Annotated in this window: 18 protein-coding genes and 1 tRNA gene; 8 read left to right on the top strand and 11 right to left on the bottom strand. The window is 55.3% G+C overall.

What is annotated here, in order from left to right; all coding sequences use genetic code 11:
* The first annotated feature begins 7 nt into the window (after nucleotides 1–7).
* From CIK87_RS04650 to CIK87_RS04640, 3 genes are all read left to right on the top strand, one after another.
* The gene (locus CIK87_RS04650) at nucleotides 8–3,073 is read left to right on the top strand and encodes an efflux RND transporter permease subunit (RefSeq protein WP_094385914.1); all 3,066 of its coding nucleotides are present in this window, start codon (nucleotides 8–10) and stop codon (nucleotides 3,071–3,073) included.
* Complete coding sequence (locus CIK87_RS04645; protein WP_094385912.1) at nucleotides 3,048–4,229, top strand: TolC family protein; 1,182 nt, start codon at nucleotides 3,048–3,050, stop codon at nucleotides 4,227–4,229. Before CIK87_RS04650 ends, CIK87_RS04645 begins: the two co-directional genes overlap by 26 nt.
* A 224-nt stretch (nucleotides 4,230–4,453) precedes the next feature.
* Nucleotides 4,454–6,130, top strand: coding sequence for a SulP family inorganic anion transporter (locus CIK87_RS04640; RefSeq protein ID WP_094385910.1), 1,677 nt, complete (start codon nucleotides 4,454–4,456; stop codon nucleotides 6,128–6,130).
* A 133-nt stretch (nucleotides 6,131–6,263) separates the two neighbouring features.
* Here the strand turns inward: CIK87_RS04640 and CIK87_RS04635 are convergent, their stop codons facing one another.
* The 6 genes from CIK87_RS04635 to CIK87_RS13935 all read right to left on the bottom strand — a co-directional run bounded on the left by CIK87_RS04635 (nucleotide 6,264) and on the right by CIK87_RS13935 (nucleotide 12,380).
* Nucleotides 6,264–9,104 carry a helix-turn-helix domain-containing protein gene (locus CIK87_RS04635; protein WP_094385908.1) on the bottom strand — a complete coding sequence of 947 codons (2,841 nt, stop codon included), beginning with the start codon at nucleotides 9,102–9,104 and terminating at the stop codon, nucleotides 6,264–6,266.
* 114 nt (nucleotides 9,105–9,218) lie between these two features.
* On the bottom strand, nucleotides 9,219–10,496 hold the full coding sequence (locus CIK87_RS04630) for a porin family protein (protein WP_094385906.1): 1,278 nt from the start codon (nucleotides 10,494–10,496) through the stop codon (nucleotides 9,219–9,221).
* On the bottom strand, nucleotides 10,493–11,050 hold the full coding sequence (locus tag CIK87_RS04625; protein ID WP_094385904.1) for an RNA polymerase sigma factor: 558 nt from the start codon (nucleotides 11,048–11,050) through the stop codon (nucleotides 10,493–10,495). Before CIK87_RS04625 ends, CIK87_RS04630 begins: the two co-directional genes overlap by 4 nt.
* Before the next feature lie 65 nt (nucleotides 11,051–11,115).
* On the bottom strand, nucleotides 11,116–11,787 hold the full coding sequence (locus tag CIK87_RS04620; protein ID WP_022310814.1) for a NigD-like protein: 672 nt from the start codon (nucleotides 11,785–11,787) through the stop codon (nucleotides 11,116–11,118).
* Nucleotides 11,788–11,815: 28 nt separating this feature from the next.
* Nucleotides 11,816–12,067, bottom strand: a complete 252-nt coding sequence (locus tag CIK87_RS04615) for a hypothetical protein (RefSeq protein ID WP_094385902.1) — start codon at nucleotides 12,065–12,067, stop codon at nucleotides 11,816–11,818.
* A gap of 25 nt (nucleotides 12,068–12,092) precedes the next feature.
* Nucleotides 12,093–12,380 (bottom strand): hypothetical protein, encoded by a 288-nt coding sequence (locus tag CIK87_RS13935; protein ID WP_144008112.1) that lies wholly within the window; start codon nucleotides 12,378–12,380, stop codon nucleotides 12,093–12,095.
* 181 nt (nucleotides 12,381–12,561) lie between these two features.
* On the opposite strand from CIK87_RS13935, the gene CIK87_RS04610 reads away from it, so the two are divergent.
* From CIK87_RS04610 to CIK87_RS04595, 4 genes are all read left to right on the top strand, one after another.
* Entirely contained in the window at nucleotides 12,562–13,602 is a 1,041-nt protein-coding gene (locus CIK87_RS04610) for a bifunctional oligoribonuclease/PAP phosphatase NrnA (protein ID WP_094385900.1), read from the top strand.
* A 17-nt stretch (nucleotides 13,603–13,619) separates the two neighbouring features.
* A complete protein-coding gene (locus CIK87_RS04605) occupies nucleotides 13,620–14,180 on the top strand; it encodes a DUF4738 domain-containing protein (RefSeq protein ID WP_094385898.1) in 561 nt (186 codons plus the stop codon).
* 17 nt (nucleotides 14,181–14,197) lie between these two features.
* Complete coding sequence (locus tag CIK87_RS04600; RefSeq protein WP_094385896.1) at nucleotides 14,198–15,076, top strand: SGNH/GDSL hydrolase family protein; 879 nt, start codon at nucleotides 14,198–14,200, stop codon at nucleotides 15,074–15,076.
* Nucleotides 15,077–15,193: 117 nt separating this feature from the next.
* Nucleotides 15,194–15,266: transfer RNA gene (locus CIK87_RS04595), tRNA-Met, on the top strand.
* A 271-nt stretch (nucleotides 15,267–15,537) separates the two neighbouring features.
* Here the strand turns inward: CIK87_RS04595 and CIK87_RS04590 are convergent.
* Both CIK87_RS04590 and CIK87_RS14310 read right to left on the bottom strand, forming a co-directional pair.
* Nucleotides 15,538–16,449 carry a nucleotidyltransferase gene (locus CIK87_RS04590; RefSeq protein ID WP_094385894.1) on the bottom strand — a complete coding sequence of 304 codons (912 nt, stop codon included), beginning with the start codon at nucleotides 16,447–16,449 and terminating at the stop codon, nucleotides 15,538–15,540.
* 83 nt (nucleotides 16,450–16,532) lie between these two features.
* Nucleotides 16,533–16,694, bottom strand: coding sequence for a hypothetical protein (locus tag CIK87_RS14310; protein WP_158214750.1), 162 nt, complete (start codon nucleotides 16,692–16,694; stop codon nucleotides 16,533–16,535).
* 104 nt (nucleotides 16,695–16,798) lie between these two features.
* Here CIK87_RS14310 and mnmA point away from each other — a divergent pair, with 104 nt between their 5' ends.
* Nucleotides 16,799–17,884: a tRNA 2-thiouridine(34) synthase MnmA gene (mnmA, locus tag CIK87_RS04580; RefSeq protein ID WP_371327106.1), complete on the top strand. Its 1,086-nt coding sequence runs from the start codon at nucleotides 16,799–16,801 to the stop codon at nucleotides 17,882–17,884.
* Here mnmA and CIK87_RS04575 read toward each other — a convergent pair.
* The 3 genes from CIK87_RS04575 to CIK87_RS04565 form a co-directional block, all read right to left on the bottom strand.
* Nucleotides 17,874–18,443: a hypothetical protein gene (locus CIK87_RS04575; protein ID WP_094385889.1), complete on the bottom strand. Its 570-nt coding sequence runs from the start codon at nucleotides 18,441–18,443 to the stop codon at nucleotides 17,874–17,876. The two genes, mnmA and CIK87_RS04575, sit on opposite strands and share 11 nt — an antisense overlap.
* An 88-nt stretch (nucleotides 18,444–18,531) precedes the next feature.
* Nucleotides 18,532–19,113 carry a hypothetical protein gene (locus tag CIK87_RS04570; RefSeq protein ID WP_144008111.1) on the bottom strand — a complete coding sequence of 194 codons (582 nt, stop codon included), beginning with the start codon at nucleotides 19,111–19,113 and terminating at the stop codon, nucleotides 18,532–18,534.
* Between the two features lie 138 nt (nucleotides 19,114–19,251).
* Nucleotides 19,252–20,019 (bottom strand): HAD family phosphatase, encoded by a 768-nt coding sequence (locus tag CIK87_RS04565; protein WP_094385885.1) that lies wholly within the window; start codon nucleotides 20,017–20,019, stop codon nucleotides 19,252–19,254.
* Nucleotides 20,020–20,069 lie beyond the last annotated feature (50 nt).

Genomic DNA, 20,069 nt, shown 5'->3' with positions numbered 1-20,069 from the left:
TAACATCATGCTGAACAGGATCATCAAGTTCTCGCTCGAGAACAGAATATTAATACTGGTCTTGGCTGTACTGCTGGTTATCGCCGGCCTCTATTCTACCGCCAAGACCGAGGTCGACGTCTTCCCCGACCTCAACGCTCCTACAGTGGTCATCATGACCGAAGCTGGCGGCATGGCCAGCGAGGAAGTCGAACAGCTGGTGACCTTCCCTATCGAGTCGGCGGTCAACGGCAGCACCGGCGTGCGTCGCGTGCGCTCTCAGTCTACCCACGGCTTCTCTGTCGTCTGGGTAGAGTTTGACTGGGGCACCGACATCTACCTGGCGCGCCAGATCGTGAGCGAGAAGCTCTCTGCCATTGGCGAGCAGATGCCTGCCGGTGTGAGTGCTCCCGTGCTGGGCCCTCAGTCGTCTATCCTGGGCGAAGTGCTCATCGTGAGCCTTACCAGCGACAAGACCTCCATGCAAGACCTGCGCACCTACGCCGACTGGGTCATCCGCCCACGGCTGCTCTCTACCGGTGGCGTGGCCCAGGTGAGCGTCCACGGTGGCGACATCAAAGAGTACCAGATACTCATCAACCCCGGCAAGATGAAGCACTTCGGCGTAAGCCTCGCCGACGTGATGGCCTGCACCCGCGGCATGAACACCAATACCAACGGCGGCGTGTGCTACAAGTACGGCAACGAGTACATCATACGCGGCATCACCTCGACCAACGATATCGACAAGCTCGAGGCCAGTGCGGTGAAGAAGAGCGGTGAGAGCGTCATCACCCTTGCCGATGTGGCCGACATACGCGTGGGCAGCCAGTCGCCCAAGCTGGGCGTGGCCAGCGAACGGGCTCACCCCGCCGTGCTGCTTACCGTGACCAAGCAGCCCAACACCAGTACGCTCGACCTAACGGCCCATCTGGACCATGCGCTCGACGACCTCAAAGGCAATCTGCCCGCCGACGTGCATATCTCTACCAACATCTTCCGCCAGGCCGACTTCATCAGCAGCAGCATCGACAATGTGAAGAAGTCACTCATCGAGGGAGCCATCTTTGTGGTCATCATCCTGATGATATTCCTTGCCAATGTGCGCACCACCATCATCTCGCTGGTCACCATCCCCCTGTCGTTTCTCGTGGCGATGATAGTGCTCAACGCCCTCGGCATAAGCATCAACACCATGACTCTGGGCGGTCTGGCGATAGCCATCGGGTCGCTGGTCGACGACGCCATAGTCGATGTGGAGAATGTCTACAAGCACATCAGGCTGAACCGGCAGTTGCCCGAGGCCGAGCGCGTGCCCATGATCCGGCTGGTCTATGAGGCCTCGCGCAAGGTGCGTATGCCCATCCTCAACTCTACCCTCATCATCATCGTGAGCTTTGCGCCGCTGTTCTTCCTCAGTGGCATGGAGGGCCGCATGCTCATCCCGCTGGGCATCGCCTTTGTGACGGCGCTCATGGCGTCGACGCTGGTGGCGCTCACGCTTACGCCCGTGCTCTGCAGCTATCTGCTCGGCAAGAGCAATGGCGAGATGGGCAAGGAGGCCTTTGTGGCAGTATGGCTCAAGGGGTATTACCAGCGGGCGCTGACATGGGTATTGGGCCACACCCGATGGGTGATAGGCTCTACCGCCGTGCTGCTGGTGGCGGCTCTTGCCACATTCTTCTCTTTAGGCAGCAGCTTCCTGCCCAAGTTCAATGAGGGCTCGTTTACCATCAACATATCTTCGCTCCCGGGCATCTCGCTCGAAGAGAGCGACTCCATAGGCGCACGGGCGGAGAGGCTCCTGCTGCAGGTGCCCGAGATAACCACCGTGGCACGCAAGACAGGCCGCGCCGAGCTCGACGAGCATGCGCTGGGCGTCAACGTGAGCGAGATAGAAGCTCCGTTCAAGCTCAAAGACCGCGGGCACGAAGAGGTGCAGAACGACGTGAGGCAGCGCCTGTCGGTGCTGGCGGGCGCCAACATCGAGATAGGTCAGCCCATATCCCACCGCATCGACGCCATGCTGTCGGGCACGCAGGCAAGCATAGCCATCAAGCTCTTTGGCAGCGACCTGAACAAGATGTACACCATAGGCAACCAGATCAAGAAGGCCTGCAAGGACATCGACGGCATCACCGACCTCAACGTGGAACAGCAGATAGAGCGTCCGGAACTCAAGATAGTGCCACGGCGCGAACTGCTGGCACGCAACGGCATCACGCTGCCCGAGTTCAACGAGTTTCTGGCTGTCAATCTGGCGGGCGAGACCGTATCGCAGGTGTACGAGGCGGGCAGAGCGTTCAACCTGGTGGTCAAGGCCGCCAACTACAACGAAATAAGCGACCTGATCATCGACACGCAGGACGGACGCAAGGTGCCTTTGTCCGATGTGGCCGACATCATATCGAGCGCCGGCCCCAACACCATCAACCGCGAGAACACCCAGCGCAAGATAGTCATCTCTGCCAACACCACCGGCAGGGCACTGAGCGACGTGGTGGCCGACATCAAGACTGCGGTAGACAACAATATCCAGTTGCCCGAGGGCTATCATATAGAGTATGGTGGACAGTTTGAGAGCCAGGAGCATGCTTCACGGGTGCTCTATCTCACCTGCACGATAGCCATCGCCATCATCTTCCTGCTGCTGTTCATGCAGTTCCGCAGCACGATGGAGGCCGGTGTGATACTGCTCAATCTGCCACTGGCGCTCATCGGCGGCATCTTTGCCATCGTCTTCACCACCGGCGAGGTGAGCATTCCCGCCATCATCGGCTTCATCTCGCTCTTCGGCATCGCCACGCGCAACGGCATGCTGCTCATCACCGAGTACAAGCGGCTGCGCACCGAAGAGGGCAAGACCGTGAAGGAAGCCATCATCGAAGGCTCACTCTCACGACTCAACCCCATACTCATGACAGCCCTCACCTCGGCGCTGGCTCTGGTGCCGCTGGCACTCGGCGGCGACCTGCCCGGCAACGAGATACAGTCGCCCATGGCCAAGGTGATACTGGGCGGACTCATCAGTTCGACATTACTCAACGCATTTATCATACCTATCATTTATGAAAAGATATCTCATCGCAATTAGCGCCATGCTCGCTACGCTGACGGCAGCAGCCACCGGCACAGACAGCATCGGCGACATACTCAGGCAGATAGCCGCCAACAACCTGACGCTCAAGGCACAGGCACACAAAAGCGAGGCCGACGTGCTGGACATCAAGGCCGACAACGCGCTGGGCGGCCCATCGGTCGAATACAGTCCTTTCTTCAAAAAGGGATATTCGGGCGTGGTCGAGAGCGAGCTCGTGGTCAGCCAGGAAATCAAGTTTCCTACCAAGTACAAGGATTGCAGCCGGCTCGCAGGCATGCAGAGGAACGCCGGCCAGCAGCAGCTGCTCAAGCAGAGAAGGGACATGCTGCTCGAGGCCGAGCTGATTTGCCTGGACATCATACGCCTCAACCAGACGCTCAGTATGCTCAACCAGCGTCTCACGGGCAGTGAGCAACTGCGCAGTATGTACGAGCAGCGTATGGAGGTGGGCGACGCCAACATCCTGGAACTCAACAAGGTGAAACTCGATGTCATGGAGGTGAAAGCCCTGGTGACCGAAGCGCGCAACGAGCGCATACTGCTGCTCCAGCAGCTCCAGCAGCTCAACGGTGGACAGGCCATAGAGGTCAACATGACCACCATGCCCGAGTTTGCAGCCATCACAGACTACAAATCGTTTGAAGCGCTGGCGCTGGCCAACGACGCCGACATCAAGACAGCCGAAGCCTCGCTCAAGACAGCCGAGATGGACATGAAGATACAGAAGAGCGAGTGGCTGCCCAACCTCACGGTGGGCTACCGCAGGAACACCGAGGAGGGAGAGCCTGTCAACGGAATGATGGTGGGCATGAGCTTCCCGCTCTACAGCAACAGCAAGAAAATCAAGGCTGCCCGTGAGCGCAAGCAGAGTGCCGAGATACAGGTGATGCAGTCGCGCCAGGAAGCCGAGGCCTCTATCAGGTCGCGCTACCAGCAGCTCAAGGGGCTGCAGCAGGTGCTCGACCACAGCGACGTCAAGATGATGAACGAGAGTATCGCCCTCTTTGCCAAAGCGCTGAAGCAGGGAGAAATCACCGCGCTGGTCTACTACGAGGAAATCAACAATATCTATCAGAAACTGCAACGCCACATCGACCTGCACTGCCAGAGCACCAAACTCCTGGCCGAACTGCACAAGAACGAGTTGTAACACGCCAGACACCACTATCGCCACAGCGGCTGCCGTCATCTGTAGAGTAGAGACGGCAGCCGCTGTTTGGTTTACTGGGGTGCAGGGGCCAATGATACAGGTCAATAAGACACCATGAAAACGAAGAAAGACACCGCGCCAGCACCGATGTGTGGACAAAAGATGATACCTTTGCAGTCGTTTTTAAGGACACTTACATTATTACCGTTTTAGCAACAACACTTATGCAAGTATTTACGTACAAACCCAAACTGGTTTCTACCCTGAAACACTATAACCGTAGTAAATTTATGCAAGACCTCATGGCCGGCATCATCGTGGGCATCGTAGCCCTGCCGTTGGCCATCGCCTTTGGCATCGCTTCGGGCGTAACGCCCGAGAAGGGCATCATCACCGCCATCGTGGCAGGCTTCATGGTGTCGGTATTCGGCGGAAGCCGCGTGCAGATAGGCGGACCTACAGGTGCTTTCATTATCATCATCTACGGCATCATACAGCAATACGGCATACAGGGACTCACCATCGCTACACTCATGGCAGGCGTGTTCCTGATACTCTTCGGTGTGTTGCGTCTGGGTACAATCATCAAGTATATACCCTATCCTATCGTGGTGGGATTTACGAGCGGTATCGCCGTAACCATCTTTACCACACAGATCAAGGACTTGTTGGGGCTGACTATGGCGACGGTGCCCTCGGACTTCACCGAGAAGTGGATAGCCTACTTCCACGACATCAGCACGATAGACTGGTGGACGGCGATGGTGGGCATAGTGAGCATCGTGATTATCACGCTCACGCCCCGATTCAGCAAGAAGATTCCCGGCTCGCTGGTGGCTATCATCGTGATGACCCTGGCGACTCTGATACTCAAGCAGTTTTATGGCGTGACAAGCATAGAGACCATAGGCGACCGCTTCTCCATCAACAGCGAACTGCCCAACGCCACCGTGCCCGCCCTATCGTGGGATATCATCAAGAGCCTGGTGTCGCCGGCGCTTACCATTGCCATCCTCGGCGCCATAGAGAGCCTGCTCTCTGCCACGGTGGCCGACGGTGTGATAGGCCATCACCATGACTCCAATACCGAGCTCATCGGACAGGGTCTGGCCAACCTCGCCTCGCCCCTCTTCGGCGGCATCCCTGCCACCGGAGCCATAGCCCGCACCATGACCAATATCAACAACGGCGGCCGCACCCCTGTAGCCGGTATCATCCATGCGGTGGTGTTGCTGCTCATCTTCCTCTTCCTCATGCCGCTGGCGCAGTATATCCCCATGGCGTGTCTGGCAGGCGTGCTGGTGGTGGTGTCGTACGGCATGAGCGGCTGGCGTTCGTTTGCCATGCTGATGAAGAACCCCAAGAGCGATGTCAGCGTGCTGCTTATCACCTTTATCCTGACCATACTCTTCGACCTGACCATAGCCATCGAGGTGGGCCTCATCATCGCCTGTCTGCTCTTCATGAAGCGTATGGCTGAGACCAGCGATGTCAAGGTAATCATGGACGAGATAGACCTGACCGACGAGACCGACGTGAGACTGGAGAACAACGAGCACCTCACCATCCCCACCGGCGTGGAGGTGTACGAAATCAACGGCCCCTACTTCTTCGGTGCCGGCAACAAGTTTGAGGAAATCATGGCCAACTTCGGCGACCGCCCCAAGGTGCGCATCATCCGTATGCGTAAGGTGCCGTTTGTCGACTCTACCGGCATACACAACCTTACCAATCTGTGTATGATGAGCCGCAAGGAGGGCATACAGATTGTGCTGTCGGGAGTGACTCCCAAGGTAGAACAGGTGCTCGAGCACGCAGGCTTCTACCAGATTGTGGGCAAAGAGAACATCTGCAGCCACATCAACCTGGCTCTGGAGCGTGCCAAGGAAATCATAAGATAAACCGCCATCGCCCCCTGCTGGCGGGCGACCCACGCGCGTATATATAATAAGGTAAGGACTTGGAGTGTGACTGCTCCAAGTCCTTACCTTAATTATATATATAGACACCAGAAGGCTGCCGCAGGATAAAGGACTAAGGCTTCAGCCACTCGTCCTTGTACTGCTTGGGCGTCTTGTTCATGCTCTTTCTGAATACCATGATGAAGTAGGCGGTATCGCTGTAGCCGCACGCCTCTGCCACCTGAGCCACCGTCATGTCGGCGGTCTGCAGGAGTTCGCAAGCCTTCCGGATGCGGCGCGAGGTGATATATGCCGCCGAGGTGAGACCCGTATGTTGCTTGACCTTACGCGTGAAGGTGGCACGGGTGACCCCGAAGCGAGCCGCCAGATCGGCGAGGTCTATGTCGCCTTCGCCGATACGGCTGTCTACATACTGCTGCACCTCGTCGATGAAGTCGGGAGTGCGGTCGGTGGTCTCTGCTTGCCCGTCGGCATCGTTGACAACCGGCACGGAGCCAGCATACTTGTCGCGCAGCATACGCCGCTGCCGGAGCAGTAGACTTACGCGCATCAGGAGTTCGTCGGCACGGAACGGCTTGAGCAGATAGGCGTCGGCACCAGCCTGAAAACCCTTCATGCGACCACGCACCGAAGAGTCTGACGACACCATGACGATGGGGATATGACAGGTGGCAGCCTGCGCACGCACACCCTCGCAGAGCTGATAGCCATCCATGACGGGCAACACGCCGTCGGTGATAATCAGGTCGGGCGCAGCAATTCTGATTTTATGCAGACCGTCTTCACCATTGGAGGCAAAGAACACCTTGTAATGGTCTTTCAGCTGGTCGGCAACGTAGCGGGCCACCTGTGCCGACTCTTCGACGATGAGTATGCGTGGCTTGTTGTCAGCTTCGGCTTCGACGACAGGGGGCATGTCGGCATCGGCAGGAGATAGAGCGGCAGGAGTGTGGAGGGTCTTCTGCTCGGTGAGGCGAGGATAGTCGTGGTCGCCATGACGCAGGGGGATGGTGATGATGAACTGGGCATACTCGCCCAGCTTGCTCTTCAACTTGATATCGCCACCCATAGCTCGTATGGCAGCCTGCACCGCCTGGATATTCAGCCCCACATGCATATAGATTTCAGAGGTATTCTTGCTGTCATAGGGCTTGAGCAGGTCTTTGACTACCTCGGGCGACATACCCTGGCCGCGGTCTTTGAGTTCGAGCCTGAGCATGCGCCTCTCGATAGACATGCTGATATAGAGGTCGGACTGGTTGTAGGCATGGTGCAACATATCAGTCAGCAGATTGCCAAGAATCTTGTCGACATAATCGGGCACGAAGTCGGCCTCTATCTTGTTGCGCTTGGAGGTCACCACAAGACGTATCTGGCGCTTCGCGGCCTCATGGCGATAGGCTTCGACCAGCATGCGTACATATCCCACGATGTCGTCGTGACACCACTGTGCCTCGTCGACGGGTCTGATGCTGATATTGGTGATATCCACCACACTGTCTACCAGATGGAGCAGACGACGAGAGGCTGCCTGAAGCTGCGACACCTCGTCGCGTATCTGCTGGTTGTCGGTCTGCGACTCTATGGAGTTGCCCGCCGACTGGATGATGGTCACCGGTGTGCGCAGTTCGTGCGAGATATTGGCGAAGAAGCGCACACGGGCGTCGCGGAACTCCCTGTAGGCGGCAAGCGTGCGGGTGCGGATGCGCAGGAGGTAATAGGAGAACGCCAAGAGGACTATCATACCTACCATGATGAGCGTAAACACGAGCCATCCACTCTCCTGCTGCTTGCGCATACGGTCCATATCCTTGCGCACATAGTTGAGCTTGCGCGTATTGTCGGCCATGAGCTCGTCTATCTGCACATTCTGGATATCACCCAGTTTCTCCAGGTTCATCACCGTGTCGTTCCAGTTCTTGTAGTCGACATAGGCAGCGAGGGCTTTGGCTGTATTGCCCGACTTGCGATAAATCTGATAATAGAGCAGGGCTATCTGAGAGCGGTCGCCAGGCGAGTTGATTTCGTCGGCGGTCATCTTGGCCTCCTGCAGATACTCGATGGCGGTGGCGGTCATCTGTCGCTTGATGTAGACACGCGCAAGGCTTATGCAGGACCGCAGGCGGAGATAGCGGTCGGAGTGGGCCATCAGGGTAATATAAGCCTTGTCGTACTCGGCAGTGGCCTTGGCATAGTCGCCCCTATCCTCGTAGAGGCCGCCATACTCGATACGAATGAGCGCCATACCCACCTCGTCGTTAATGAGCTGTTTCTGCTCCATGGATTTCTGGAAATAGAACTGGGCAGAGTCGAGGTTGTTCTGGGCTCTGAACACTCTGCCTATATCAGAATAGTTGAGCGCCATACCAAAAGCGCTGCCCAACTTGATTTCGCCGGCAAGCGAGCGCCTGAAGTAGTCGAGGGCTGCCTTGTAGTTGCGGATGGTATAATAGATTTTTCCCAGACCGTTGAGTATCTTCAGCTGACTCTTGAAGGCCGCGGCAGTGGTGTCGCTCCACTGCTGGCAGTAGCCCAGACCAAGAGTCATGCTGCTGGTGGCAAGGTACATGGCACCCAGACGGCGGTAGTTGGTACCCAGTTCGTTGAGGGTATTGACGATTTCCATCGTGTCGCAGATACTATCGGCTACAGCCAGGCCCTGCTTGTGGGCAAGGATGGCGCGACCGAACTGGTTGTCTACACGATATGCCCTACCCAACCGCCGCAGCACGATAGACTCGCCCATACGGTTGCCCGACTGGCGGTAGACTTGGAGCCAATGCTTCAGGTCGGTGGTGTCGGCCACCGCGTTCAACTTGCGTTCTATCTGTTTGTACTCAGGGGTATTGTATATAGGTACCGTCTTCTTGTCGCTACAGCCAGCAAGAAGCAGCAGTCCCAGAACCACCGAGAGGTAATAGATGGGAAGATATGGATGCTTGATGGGTCTCATACTTTGCCGTGTTCTGTTCTCATTAATGCTAAGATGCCACAAAATTAATGAAAACCAAGAACAAGGCAAAGCAAAAGAAATATTATTTTAGGTTTTGGCCGTCTATTGGGGGCTTTATCGGCGGTTTATATCGACTCTGACGCCCATGCTGAGACCAAACTCGAAGGGCTTGTCGCTGTAGATGGTGCTGACGCCGCTGCCATTGTCGAAGTGGTAGGACACGCCGGGCTCGATATAGAGGCTCACGGCGCGGGTGGCACGATACTCGGCGCCGGCAGACAGCTGTACAGACAGCTGGGGACGGCTCATCTTGACATCTTCGTTGCGCTGCTGACCGGTATAGCTCACCGTGCGACGGCCCTTGACCAGTTTCTCTACCTCGCCGCCAGCGGTGAGATAGACATTGACATGGCGGTTGCCCCATACATTGTAGCCCACAGCCACAGGCACGCCGATGAAGTGGAGATGCTGGTCGATGTCCTCGCCGCCCATCTCTATCTCTGACGAGTGATAGCTGTAGTTGACGCCGGTCTGCACGCTCCAACGGTCGTCGAGCGAGTAGCGCAGAGAGAGGCCTCCCTTGACGGGCAGCTTGTGATGGGTGCGGCCACCGCTCCTGCCCATAGGAAGCATGGGCACACGGCTGGGGTGGATCATATCGCCGCTGCCATAGACGTCATTGTCCGCTAAAAAGCCACTGCCGGCAGGCAGTTCGGAAGGGATGACAGAGTTGCCAGACTGGGCGCCGCGCACGTAGGCGCCAATCGACATGGGATGGGAGCGGCGGGTGGATGGATAATGTATCACTCTGCGCTCGGTCTTTCTGACGGTAGAGCCCGACGGGGAGACAGGCTTCGAGGTGGCAGCAGGCTTGGTGGCAGTCTGGCTGTCGGCATCGGTCGGGCGCGGCTCCATCACCTCACATTCGGGCTCGGGCTCTATATTATATATAGGTGTAGAGACGGCGGGCGTAGTATTGTCGGCGAGCATCACCTCCCTGACGGCGGTGGGGCTGAGGGTTGCCTTCCATCGGCGCACGGCAGAGACCAGTGAACTGGGATCGCCAGCAGTCTGGACGTCGGTGGCAGTGGCTACGGCAGAGGGCTGCACCGCATGGGTGGTGGGCAATGAGGCTGTCGGCGCCATCTCGGGAGCCGAGGGGGTAAGCACAAATACGGCTACGACAACGGCTGCTGCCACCGCTGCCAGAGCTGCTATACGCTGGGTCCACAGAGGCACTACAGGGGCTTTGCGCGAGGTGGCTTCCAGGGGCTTCAGCCCGCGGCGCTGCATCTCGGCCACGATGTCATCATACAGTCCCTCAGGAACATCAGCCTCATAATGCTCCATCTTCTGCTGTATGCGATTAATCCATTTGTCGTTGGTTGTCATATCTGTCTTTTATAGTCTTTTATCATTTGTGCGAGCATTGTGCGTGCCCGCTTGTACTGCGACGCCGAGGTGTCGGGCTTGATGCCGAGCGCTGCGGCTATCTCCTTGTGGCTCTTGCCCTCGATGGCATAGAGGTTGAAGACGGTGCGATAGCCTACGGGCAGTCGTCTTATCATGTCCAGGATTTCGCCCTCGCTGAGTCCGGCGACATCGGGTTCGTCGGTGGTGTCATCGGCTATGTTCTCGACCTCGCCCATCATGGTTGTCGACGCTTGGGCACGCAGAAACATCAGCGCCTGGTTGATGGTGATGCGCGCCATCCATGCCTGGAGCGAGCCCCGACCCTGATAGGTGAAGGAAGAGATATGGGTATAAATCTGGATGAGCGACTCCTGCAGCACATCTTTCTGGTCGTCGGCGTCGGTGATGTATCGGGCGCAGATACCGGCAAGCACGCCTGCATAGGAGTCGTACAGACGACGCATGGCCGAGGCATCGCCCCGGCCAAACAGTTGTATTATCTGTTGTTCGATATCTGCTTGATACAATCGCATAGGATAGCACGTCGCCCGTGGGGCCACACCCGCTACGGGGCATGGCCTCGGGACTCAAAACACTGTTATTTGCGGGTACAATACTTGAACTGCGCCTTCTTTTCGCCAGTGAACGACTGCCACTTGACGGTGAGCAGCACGGTCTTGCCTTCGGTGTCGGGCAGCTGGTTGAGACGGAAAGCTATCAGTCCGTCGGCAGGATAGCCAGAGACATCGCCGTGGGCATTGTGACGAATTTCCACCGTGTAGGGTTCGTTGCACTTCACGAGGTTGAGCTCGTGGGGCTTGTTGCTGCCAAAGAGGGTGCGGAAGCGCAGGGTGAAATATCCGTCTTCGACCACCGTGGCCCAGCTGTTGACTACCTCTATCGGGTCTTTGCCGTAAGTCTGGTCGTCGTCAGCGCTGTGGAGCACCATAGGTTTGGTGCGTATGGTGTCAATCCAGTTGACATAGACCGAGCGTGAATTGTGTCCGGTGGATTTCTGATCTTCCTTGAAGTTGACGAGGGCTCTCACCTCCTTGCCGCCATAAGGGGCTGTCTTGATATTGGTAGGTACGAGCGTGGTGGCATCGTCGAGCTGCATATAGAAGGCACCTGTCTCGGCATTGGTCTTCAGTGTGACCAGTGCATTGGGGAAGTAGGTGCTTCCGTTATCATCGTCATCGTTGCAGGACTGCAGGGTGAAAGAAGAGACTGCCAACACGAGGCAGAGGGTAAGGAATTTCAATTTGTTCATATCTGTCTTTTGCTTTTTGTTTCGTCTATTAAATGCAGCCGCAGCCATTTCCTTGCACGTATTTACCTTTTTTAACCATTAGGAATGGCTTCCCTGCACCACGGTCATCACGCCAAGGAGCGCGGAAACGCACGCGCTGAAGCGGGAGCAGACGGGCTGCATCGCGATAACTGCCACAAAAATAATACAAACCACGCGGAGAAAGAAATAAATTCTCCGTTTTCTTGTCGGTTGCCATCGTTTTCGTGTCGGCTGCCATCGTTTTCTTGTCAGCTGCCATCGTTTTCTTAATCAGTTGTCATCGTTTACTTGACAGCAGCTATTGTTATCGTGCGTCCACAACCACCGGCGGCATCAGAGCGAAGGGACAGTCCGACGGCCATCGGGCGCATCGGGCAAGGGCGGCACGCATTTTCGACAGTGATGGCATAGAAGTTAATTTCGGGGTTTGAAACCGTCATTGCAAACCCTGCAATCAGCGTTTCTGAACTTGAAACCATCATTTCAAACCCCAAAATCAGGTTTAAGGAGGTCGGCGGAAGTTTGGGGGATATATATAAATAAGGTGGGGATGTATTTGCTTCGGTTTGCACTATTTACGGCTCCCGCCGTGAAGGTAGGCGGCACCTCAAGAATAAAAATAAACGAGTTTATTTTGTATTCTCTTCGGTTTGCACTACCTTTGGATAAGGTAGGCTGCGTCTCAACAATGCAAAATGAAAAAACATTGGTTTTTTCTTTGCATTGTCTTCGACTTGCACTACCTTTGCAGATATGGAAATAAATCTTCTTACTACGGCGGAAGCCGAAAAGCTGAACGAGCTTATTGACAACGCCCAACAGATAGTAGTGACTTGCCACAAGTCGCCCGACGGCGACGCTATGGGTGCAAGCCTGGCGTGGACAGACTATCTCTCTGCCCAGCGTGATAAAAAAGTGACAATGGTAGTGCCCGACGCCTATCCCGACTTTCTGCATTGGCTGCCGGGAACAGAACGCGTGGTGCGCTATGACAAGCATAAGGACCAGGTGGCTGAAATCATGACTCACGCCGACCTGATATTCTGCATCGACTTCAATGCTATGTCGCGCGTAGACGAAATGACAACGGTGCTCACCGAAGCCACAGGCCACAAGGTGATGATGGACCATCACCTGAACCCCGAAAAGGAGGGCATGGAGCTGATGGTGTCGCATCCCGAGCTGAGCAGCGCCTCTGAGGTGGTGTTCCGCGTGGTATGGCAGTTGGGTGGTTTTGACATGATGACCCGCCGCTGCGCCACACAGATTTACTGCGGCATGATGACCGACACGGGAGGGTTTACCTACAACTCCACCCGTCCGGAGATATATTATATAATAGGTCAGCTGCTCACCAAGGGCATCGACAAAGACCGCATCTACCGCAATGTGTACAACAACTACAGTTGCTGGGCCATGAGGCTGAGGGGATATATCATCTCGCAGAAGTTCAATTACTTTGAAGACTATCATGCCTCTTACTTCACCATCACCCGCAGCGATATGGCGCGCTTTCACTTCATCAAGGGCGACGCCGAAGGGCTGGTCAACGAGCCGCTGCGCATCAAGGGCATGAAGCTCTCTATCTCGCTGCGCGAAGACGACCGCCACGACAATCTGATATGGGTGAGTCTGCGCTCGGTCGATGACTTCCCCTGCAACGAGATGGCTGCCAGACACTTCAACGGCGGCGGACACCTCAACGCCAGCGGCGGCAAGCTCTGCTGCACGATGGACGAGGCAGAGAAGGCTGTGAGAGAAGCCATCATAGACTTCTCCGACAAGCTGAAATAAACTTAATTCGAGATAAAATGAAAACAAGAAAATGGCTCATGATAGCCGCCATGGGACTGATGCTGACTGCCTGTCAGGAGAAGAAGCAGCCCTACAACATCATCGTAAAGAAGGAGCAGGCACCCAAGCCTACCAAGACTCTGGCCATAGGCGACTATGTGCAGAAGTATCACGTAGAGTGGCTGGGCAAGGACTATACGATAACGGTAGCGGCAAAGGCTGACTCGACGCTGGACAAGGTGAGCGACGGCACACGCAAATACTACGACAACCGCATCGCGCTCACCATCGACCGCGAAGACGGCACACAGTTTCTGCACCGCGAGTTTACCAAAAACGATTTTTCCGCCCATGTCGATGCCGGCTACCTGGACAACAGTGCGCTGGTGGGTATCGTGTACGACAAAATCGATGGCGACAACCTCACCTTTGCTGTCAGCGTGGGCTCGCCCGACAAATCGAGCGACGACTACGTGCCCCTGCTCATCAAGATAGGACGCACGGGCAGTGTCTCCGTGAGCAAAGACACACGCCTGGACACCAGCTCGGCTGACGAAGCGGCAGATGAAGTATTCTAACCCTAAAAAACATAATCATGAAGAATGTAATCACAGCGCTCCTGCTCTGCATCTCGATAGAAGCATCGGCACAGACCATGGGCAATCCTATGCCCAACGTTTCGGCGGAAGAAAATCCGCTGCAGACCATCAACAACACGCCCGGCCTCTGCGCCATCTTCCGCACATGGGGTTTCATAGGCGACAGCCTGTGTAGCGGCGAGATGGAGAGTCGCGACGAGAATGGCAAGCTGGGTCATCACGACATGTACGAATACTCGTGGGGCCAGTTCCTGTGCCGTGCCTGTGGCGCCGAGGGCGAGAACTTCAGCCGCGGAGGTCAGACCGCCAAGGGATGGATAGCCGACGACACCAAGCGCGGATGGGCATACTGCAAGATGAACCCCAAGCAGGCTTACATCGTGGCTATGGGTGTAAACGACTATACACGCCGCAAGCGCAACAACCTGAAGTGTGGCAGTCTGGACACCGACGTAGACCTCAAGGACTACAACAACAATGCCCCGACCTATGCCGGCTATATGGCTGGCATCATACAGCGACTGCAAAGCATACAGCCCAAGGCAAAGATATTTGTGGTGACACGCCCGCAGACCGACAAGGGCAACAACGCCTATGACGAGTTCAACGAGGTGGTGCGCGGGCTGGCACGTATGTTCAGCAACGTATATGTCATCGACCTCTTCAAGCACGCCCCACTCTATGACGCCGATTTCCAGGACCGTTATTACGTAGGAGGCCACCTCAATGCGATGGGCTACGAGTACACGGCACGTGTATTCATGACCTACATAGACTGGATTATCCGCAACAACTATAAAGAATTCAAGGAAGTGGCCTTCATTGGTACCAAACTCCACTATACGCCTGATAATGAGTTGAAAAAGAAGAAATAGCATCATCCCGGGCATGCCAAAGATACCCATAAATGACCCATGGGGATAAAAAACATGCCCAAAAATTTGCAAGACTCAGAAAAAAGCACTACCTTTGCACTCGCAAATGAGAAATATCGCGGAGTGGAGCAGTTGGTAGCTCGCCAGGCTCATAACCTGGAGGTCGCATGTTCGAGTCCTGCCTCCGCAACTACAACGTCCGAAAAGCAAATAACCAAGGCTTTTCGGACGTTTTTCGTATATACACCCGTACAGGGGTCGGACAGTAAGGCCCAGATATATATCGGGTGAGCCATAATATAGCAACAGTTCTATTATCGGTCATCCCGAAACATCCCGAAACAAAAAGGCGCTATCCGTACTGCCTCTTTCGCGCTGTGGAGAGCGCTGTGGGCCATGCGGATAGCGCAGATGTTGACGGCTTGATGGCTGCGGTAGCAGGCAAGCCGATGATGGGTTCTTTAGAACAGGTGTGAGGGATAAACGCCCTCGTCAATGAGGCTCTGGATGCGGGCTACCACACTATCGCGGTCGGCAGCATAGGTCACGCCAAACCACTTGCTGGTGGTATCGAGCACCTTGACGGTAGCGGTCTTCTCGTTGATGAGCTTGTTGACCATCAATGGGATGAAGAACTCTGCCTTCAGGTTTTCCATATTCTTCTTGTCGCTGAGGAACTCCTTGAAGTAAGCCTCGCTATAGTCGAAGTAATCGGGAGTGAAACCCCACATATTCATACTTACGGGCGTGTTGTCCTCGACAGCTACCCACTGGCCCTGCTCGTCCTTGTAGCATACGGGGCCATTGACGCGCATAATCTCGGTGCGCTCAACCACGGTGGTAAGGTGACCAGCCTCGTCCTTAGAGCAGATACCGCGAGCCACGGTACCGTTCTCGCTCAGCGTATTGCCTACACGGAAGCCCACCATAGCATAATCGTTCTTGGCGCCCTCGGGCAGCTCTGACAGGAACTTGCCAATCACCATGAAGGCATCACGGTTGTAGAAGTCGTCGCAGTTGATGACGCAGAAAGGCTCCTTGATGATATCCTTGGCCATGAGCACGGCGTGGTTGGTACCCCAAGGCTTCTGACGGCCTTCGGGCACGCTGAAGCCCTCGGGCAGCGCGTCGATAGACTGGAAGCATATCTCGGCGGGGATATGTCCCTCATATTTGGAAAGAACCTTATCGCGGAAATCCTGCTCAAAGTCCTTACGGATTACGAAGACGATTTTGCCAAAACCAGCCTGGATGGCGTCGTAGATAGAGTAGTCCATAATGGTCTCACCATTGGGACCCAGACCGTCGAGCTGCTTGAGCCCACCGTAGCGGCTTCCCATACCAGCCGCAAGAAGTAACAATGTAGGTTTCATATTATATAATAATGTGTTAAGTTATAGTCACCATGCAAAAGTAATCAAAAAAAATCGGAATACACAGCACCTTTACTGATAATTTATGCCATCGTCCTATTTTTGTCTGTAATGTCCGAAATCTTGCCAACCACCACGCTGCGGCTTGCATCGATTTCGGTCATCACGGCGATTACGACAAAGACAGGCGGCGCCTCAACCATGCAAATTGAAAAAACATTCGCTGTATTGTCTTCGGCTTGCACTACTCTATGGCTCACCATGAAGGTAGGCGGCGCCTCAACAATACAAATTGAAAAAACATTCGTTTTTCCTTTGTATTGTCTTCGGCTTGCACTACCTTTGCAATATGATTGACATAAACGAGATAAAGGACAAGCGGATAGCCGTGCTGCTCTCGGGCGGCGTCGACAGTTCGGTGGTGGTATACGAGCTGGCCCGCATGGGGCTCAAGCCCGACTGCTTCTACATCAAGATAGGGCCAGAGGAACAGGAGGAATGGGACTGCACCTCTGAGGAAGACCTGGAGATGGCCACGGCTGTGGCCGGAAGGTTCGGATGCCGCCTGCAGGTGATAGACTGCCACCGCGAATACTGGGACCAGGTGACGCGATACACCATGGAGAAAGTCAAGGCGGGCTATACGCCCAACCCCGACGTGATGTGCAACAGGCTCATCAAGTTTGGCGCCTTCGACGAGAAGATGGGGCACAACTACGACCTGATTGCCACCGGCCACTACGCCCAGACGGAAATCATAGACGGACGCAAATGGCTCTGCACCAGCCCCGACCCGGTCAAAGACCAGACCGACTTTCTTGCCCAAATCTACGACTGGCAGCTGCGCAAGGCGCTCTTCCCCATAGGTCACTATGAGAAAGACGAGGTACGCCAGATAGCCGAACGCGAGCATCTGATCAACGCCCGACGTCGCGACAGCCAGGGTATCTGCTTCCTGGGGCAGATAGACTACAACGAATATATACGCCGATACCTGGGTGAGAACCCCGGAGACGTGATAGAATGGGAAACCGGCAAGCGCATTGGCGGCCATCGTGGACTCTGGTTCCACACCATCGGCCAGCGCAAGGGCCTCGGGCTGGGCGGCGGTCCCTGGTTTGTCATCAAGAAGGATGTGGAAAAGAATATCCTGTACGTCAGTCACGGTTACGACCCTGAGACTGCGTACAAGCAAGAATTCAAGATACATGATTTTCATTTCCTCACAGTCGGTTTCGACAAAGATGAAACCGACGTGACGTTCAAGATTCGCCATACTCCCGACTACCATCACGCCACCATCCGACAATGTGGGGATGGCTGTTATATGGTCTATTCGGCTGAGAAGATACATGGCGTGGCGCCGGGTCAGTTCTGCGTCATCTACGACCACGAGCACCACCGCTGTTATGGTTCAGGAGAGATTACTTTGTAGTAGTCTCTTCTTTTTTTTCACCCTTGTCTTTCACCGTGGCTTCATAGGCGCGCTTCACGGGGTCCTTCTCGTCCATCTTCTGCAGAGCCTGCTTGACTTTGCGCGTACGTCGGCGACGGGACCGGCCTTTGAAGTCAAAGATTTTCACGAGATCAAAATCGACCACACTCGTCTTGGGATTGAGCAGCTGGCGTTCCTTTGGGTCGGTGACACCCCACTGCTCCACATTCTCACGCAGACGCTTGGACAAGTCCTCGCCCACCACCTCGACTTCGCCCAGGGTGCGGGTGCGGGGAATCAGACCGATAGAGTCGCCCACTTCCTTGAAGCCCATCGAGTGGGTGAGATACTTGGGATGACTCACCGTGATGGTATCAAACTTCTCGGGCAGAACGAGTTGGCCCGTATAGGGCGTGGTGTAGGTTCTGGACTTGTCGACCCTTACCCTCACCTGACGGATGGGCACCCGGGTCTCCAGGTCATAAATCACCACTTTCTTCTGGGCGTAGGCCGACACGGAGAACAGGCATAGCAGCGAAAAGAGTACACGATAGTTCATGACAAGTATCTTACTATTGAGTTTGTAATTCTGCAAAAGGCGGCCCATGCGGAACTCGCACTGCCGCCTTTTAGGTATGTATCAGGCTCTATTCGAGTCCCATTTCCTTCATCGCCTTTGCCGCTGCTTTGCCTACAGCCTCGTGGGCCTTCTGTCCAGCCTCATTGGCTTTCTCATTGATTTTGGCGTTGGCTTTGGCAGCAGCCTCGTTGACCTTGGCTTTGGCGTCAGACTTGGCAGCCTCGACAGCCTCTTTGGCTTTGGCATCTACCTTCTTGGCAGCCTCTTCGGCAGCATTCTGCGCGGCTTCGGGCATACTTGTTACGCTGTTTACCAGATTGCTCACCTCACTGTCTTCGCCAGCGATGGCAGTAATCTGTGCCGCATGCTCCTTCAGATATGTCTGGGCCTTGGCCATATATACCTTGGCTTCTTCGAGCTTGCCCGCCTTGACCAGCTGGGCATATTTCTCCTTGATGGCAGCGAGGGTCTTCATCAGCGCATTGGGGTCCTTGCTCTTGAGCTGGGCATCGAGCATACTTACTACATCATCGTCTACAGGGGCAGCCACCTCTATGGTTTCGCCTTCGGCAGGGGCTTTCTGCTTGTTGCCGCAACTTGCCAAGGCGGTCATGGCGAGGATGCCGGCAAAGAAAAACAATTTCTTCATATTCTTATCTTTATTGTTTATAGACCTGAGTCTCTTGTCTGCAAAGATAGTATATTGCAGCTTTAGCCCAATGGGTTATTAAGATGATTTAACCCACTACCCTACCAATTTATAATTAATTTGGCAAGGCGCAGCAGTTTATCCCCTTTTGGCCGGGCCATACGCCATCAGCTGCTGCCAGTCATCGGCCAGCCTGCGGATGCTGGGCAGAATGACATTGGCGCCCTCGCGGGCCAAGGCCTCATCGGGCAGCGGACCGCTATTGACGCCGATGGTGAATATCTGGGCTGCCACGCCTGCTCTTACGCCCATCGGCGCATTCTCTACCACTATACCCTCCCAGGGTTTCATGTTGCCTGCCAGTTCCAGACCTTTCAGATAGGGGTCGGGGGCGGGCTTTCCGTGGCTCACATTGTATGCCGACACGATGTGCTGTTCGTCGACAAAGTCTCCGAAGTCGTTGACAAGGCGCTGGATGAGGGGTTTCTGTCCGCTCCCGGTAACCACACAGATGGTCAGTCCAGCCTCACGTATCTGCTTCATCAGGTCTACGACGCCATCGAATATCCCGGCTTCGGGCATCTGGTGAAACAGACGCGCCTTTTCGTCGTAGATGGCTTGGGCCTCAGCCTCGGTGAGTTTCTTTCCCGTCTGGCGCTCGGCATAGATGCGTATGGTGTCGACACCCTTCATGCCCTCGGTGGCATAGGAGTCTTCGGCGGTGAAGTGGAGCCCATTGGCGCTCATAGCCTGCTGCCATGCCACGGCATGATTGGGCATGGAGTTGTAGAGCACGCCATCCATATCGAAGAGCACGCAGCGAAATCCCTTCCACTCGTCCTTGCTGGCGAGCTGATGGCCATCGACCATACGGTCCAGGTATCTGTTAATCTCTCTCTCGTACATTATTATAATAATAAAGGGAGGAAGTTACTCCCCCCTTGTTATTGTATCAA

It is taken from the genome of Prevotella sp. P5-64 (genome assembly GCF_002251285.1).
Classification (GTDB): Bacteria; Bacteroidota; Bacteroidia; order Bacteroidales; family Bacteroidaceae; genus Prevotella.
Note: the sequence above shows the minus strand (reverse complement) of the source record. Positions and strands in the feature narration are given on the sequence as shown.

Bases quoted from the DNA above. Each gene is read 5' to 3' on its own strand.
- CIK87_RS04650 (WP_094385914.1), top strand. From the start codon at position 8: ATGCTGAACAGGATCATCAAGTTCTCGCTCGAGAACAGAATATTAATA.
- CIK87_RS04645 (WP_094385912.1), top strand. From the start codon at position 3,048: ATGAAAAGATATCTCATCGCAATTAGCGCCATGCTCGCTACGCTGACG.
- CIK87_RS04640 (WP_094385910.1), top strand. From the start codon at position 4,454: ATGCAAGTATTTACGTACAAACCCAAACTGGTTTCTACCCTGAAACAC.
- CIK87_RS04635 (WP_094385908.1), bottom strand. From the start codon at position 9,104: ATGAGACCCATCAAGCATCCATATCTTCCCATCTATTACCTCTCGGTG.
- CIK87_RS04630 (WP_094385906.1), bottom strand. From the start codon at position 10,496: ATGACAACCAACGACAAATGGATTAATCGCATACAGCAGAAGATGGAG.
- CIK87_RS04625 (WP_094385904.1), bottom strand. From the start codon at position 11,050: ATGCGATTGTATCAAGCAGATATCGAACAACAGATAATACAACTGTTT.
- CIK87_RS04620 (WP_022310814.1), bottom strand. From the start codon at position 11,787: ATGAACAAATTGAAATTCCTTACCCTCTGCCTCGTGTTGGCAGTCTCT.
- CIK87_RS04615 (WP_094385902.1), bottom strand. From the start codon at position 12,067: ATGGCAGCTGACAAGAAAACGATGGCAGCCGACACGAAAACGATGGCA.
- CIK87_RS04610 (WP_094385900.1), top strand. From the start codon at position 12,562: ATGGAAATAAATCTTCTTACTACGGCGGAAGCCGAAAAGCTGAACGAG.
- CIK87_RS04605 (WP_094385898.1), top strand. From the start codon at position 13,620: ATGAAAACAAGAAAATGGCTCATGATAGCCGCCATGGGACTGATGCTG.
- CIK87_RS04600 (WP_094385896.1), top strand. From the start codon at position 14,198: ATGAAGAATGTAATCACAGCGCTCCTGCTCTGCATCTCGATAGAAGCA.
- CIK87_RS04590 (WP_094385894.1), bottom strand. From the start codon at position 16,449: ATGAAACCTACATTGTTACTTCTTGCGGCTGGTATGGGAAGCCGCTAC.
- mnmA (WP_371327106.1), top strand. From the start codon at position 16,799: ATGATTGACATAAACGAGATAAAGGACAAGCGGATAGCCGTGCTGCTC.
- CIK87_RS04575 (WP_094385889.1), bottom strand. From the start codon at position 18,443: ATGAACTATCGTGTACTCTTTTCGCTGCTATGCCTGTTCTCCGTGTCG.
- CIK87_RS04570 (WP_144008111.1), bottom strand. From the start codon at position 19,113: ATGAAGAAATTGTTTTTCTTTGCCGGCATCCTCGCCATGACCGCCTTG.
- CIK87_RS04565 (WP_094385885.1), bottom strand. From the start codon at position 20,019: ATGTACGAGAGAGAGATTAACAGATACCTGGACCGTATGGTCGATGGC.